4 pseudogenes are annotated in these 2,853 nt (G+C 47.8%); all 4 read right to left on the bottom strand.

The features are described 5' to 3' along the window. Positions 1-87 precede the first annotated feature (87 nt). Positions 88-270: pseudogene (locus AACX68_RS05975) on the bottom strand (transposase); the annotation flags it as partial. An 11-nt stretch (positions 271-281) separates the two neighbouring features. Beyond that, positions 282-590, bottom strand: a pseudogene (locus AACX68_RS05970) (integrase core domain-containing protein); the annotation flags it as partial. Next, positions 583-1,680 (bottom strand): annotated as a pseudogene (locus tag AACX68_RS05965) (IS110 family transposase). The pseudogenes AACX68_RS05965 and AACX68_RS05970, both read right to left, overlap by 8 nt. A 267-nt stretch (positions 1,681-1,947) precedes the next feature. Further along, positions 1,948-2,742 (bottom strand): annotated as a pseudogene (locus AACX68_RS05960) (IS3 family transposase); the annotation flags it as partial. Between the last annotated feature and the right edge of the window lie 111 nt (positions 2,743-2,853).

The raw sequence follows: 2,853 nt of genomic DNA, 5'->3' as shown, positions 1-2,853 counted from the left end.
CCAGCTCCCGACAGCGGACTTCGGTGGGCCGACCACCATCTCTTCCTGAGCTTATGCTACATACTGCTGCATTCCCTATGCTGCTAGTTTGTATGCCTGCGGCACACTTTCTATCAAAAATCGCCGTCTTAACATCAACCTATCCCAGAGAGATAAGTCTTTGGCTTTCATGTTACTCCGGACATTGGTGATTAATGTGACGCCTTCCGCTTCTAACTCATCGCATAAAGCCTGGGATAAATATCCCTTATCACCATACAAACAGCCTGTGGGTGTTATGGTCAACAAAAATTGGTCACTGGCTTAGCGTTTTGCCAAAATAATTGTTCTGACTCATTGGGCGTTAACCCATTGTTATACCAGTGAGGACGAAGCTGGCTGTAATAACCGGTTATGTATTGGATAATAGAATGGTAAGCTTCTCTAAAATTTGCATATCCCGCCAAAGGAACCCATTCACTTTTTAAGCTCCGGAAAAAACGTTCCATCGGGCTGTTATCCCAGCAATTTCCCCGCCGGCTCAGGCTTTGTTTAATACCATAACGCTGCAATAATCGTCTGAACGCTTTGCTGGTATAGTGACTACCTTGGATGCCCTTCTAAGTGACAAGTCATTATTTGTATGCTATTGATCTGACGATTGCGGTTACGCAATAGAGTAAAGACCTCCCTTGATATATAGCGTTTTAAGCAACGTATTGCCTCAAGTTTTGAATGACCTTCCCCGATCCACTTGGCAACATATTCCTGCGTTTGGGTATCTGTACGTAACCGACCAATCGCTATGATGTGAAGCGCACTATTTGCTTGCACGATCGCCACCACGATTGAGTCAGTGACGCTGATTTTTTCCTGAGGATACCGGTACCGGACTCACTCCGCATAACGCAGCAAAACCGGATTCTGAGTGTAGACGCTCTGGATTGTCTCCCGCCGTGATGAGCAGTTGGGAGGCATATTCATACCCCACTGCTTTGCATTTGAGCAGTTCCGGTGCAAGGTCATCAACGATAGCCGCTATCATGACGTCCAGCTCACCAATCTCATCCTGTAATTCCAGGTAGCGTCGGGCCTGTGATTTCAACGCAATACAGTAAGCCCCCTCAATATGACGATAGCGGGTCATATCCGATTTTGATGCGGCCAGTGTGCGGATAAGCTGCATCCGGGTGAGTTTTCTGAGTTGATCCCGTAATTCTTCGGGGGCAGAGACGATTGTTATTTGGAGCATTTGTAGCGCTATGCGTCGTGCTGCCACGGCCGTTTTTCGGCATACCTTCAGGGTTCGAAGAGACTCAATCATGCCACTTCGTGTTTTAGGCGTGACTGTCCGGATGAGTGAAAATGCCGCATGAGCGGCACATTCAGCATCAATCGTATCGCTTTTTCCCCGTTTCCGGTGTTCCATTCTGTCGGGGCTGTGACCTCCAGGACTTCAATCCCCGCAGCCTGGAGATATCGCAATAAACCCGCGCCGTAATATCCTGTACATTCAATTCCCACCCTGATTAATGGCCCAAATGATTTCATCCAAGATAACATCTGGCGGTATCCTTGCCGGGTTGCTGGAAAAAATTCGTTCCCTACAACACAGTTATTGTGATCAACGACTGCCGCAACGTGTAGGTCTTTATGTGTATCAACACCACCGATGACGCCTGCTGATAAGTTTTGCTGCATTTTAGCCATGGGATGAATTCTCAGTCAGCAGATACAAATAGTTTCCCCGGACAGGACAGTAAAGAGACAAGCCGTCAGGCCCTTCTTGAGTCACGCATATCAGCGAGGAGAAGCCTCTCATGGAATTTTTCCTGTTACCGACAGATCCAGGGGAGGACACTAGAGGGTCGATCACTGTGTGGGTCAGGAAACAGAAAAAACGCCATACATCAGAAGAATAGATTGAAAAGCCTTCTATCTATAGAATCTGACAAGGGTATTCTTACTATCACTGTGAAACAGGAGCCCTTGCGGCCTTCCTCTGGATTCAAAGGCCTTTGCTAACGCTGTCTTCGTCAGTTCAGAGTCCGGCGAGAAAGACATCGCCCAACCGAGGGGTTTACGGGCAAAAAGGTCGATGACGACCGCCAGATAAGCCCAACGTTTACCGGTCCAGATATACGTCACATCCCCACACCACACCCTGATTGGGTGCGGTGACCGCAAACTGACGGTCAAGATGGTTAGGAATATCAACATGCTCTTGTTCCTTACGGGAATAGCGATGTGTCGGCTGCTGGCGACTGACCAGCCCCAGTTCAGCCATTAATTTTCCCGCCAGCCATCGGCCCAATGGCCTACCTTTGGTGGTGACCCTCGTCGCAATTGTCCGTGCCCCGGCTGAGCCGTGGCTCTCGTTAAAGGTTTCACGCACCAGACTCTTTAATTTGACTCGCTCAGGAGCAGGCGGCTTCCCCCGTTTTTGCCAGGCTTGATAACTACTGCGATAAACGCCAAACAGTTGGCAAAGGAAAGCCACGGGATAATGCACTCTGAATTGCTCGATTAGCGAGAATTGTTCAGGTAATCCGACATCAAGAGTGCTGAAGCCTTTTTTAAAACTTTATTTTCCATTTCAAGGCGTTGGAGTTTCTTTTTCAGGTCGCGGATTTCAATGTGCTCCGGCGTGATGGGCAAAGCATTCGGAGATTTTCCCTGCCGTTCTTACTTTAACTGATGAACCCATCGCCCCATGGCGGACTGACTGACATTCATGGCTCTGGCGGCGTCGGCAATACTGTAGGTAACCTCTAAAAACTCTCAATATAAAAAATAAGATCAATTTTGCACTCACCAATAAATGTCCTTATTGTGTATGACTTTTTTCTTGCTTTTTCAGGGAAAAAATAAACT

This window comes from Xenorhabdus sp. PB61.4 (assembly GCF_963894935.1).
GTDB lineage: Bacteria > Pseudomonadota > Gammaproteobacteria > Enterobacterales > Enterobacteriaceae > Xenorhabdus > Xenorhabdus stockiae.
This window is presented reverse-complemented; position numbering and strand designations above follow the sequence as displayed.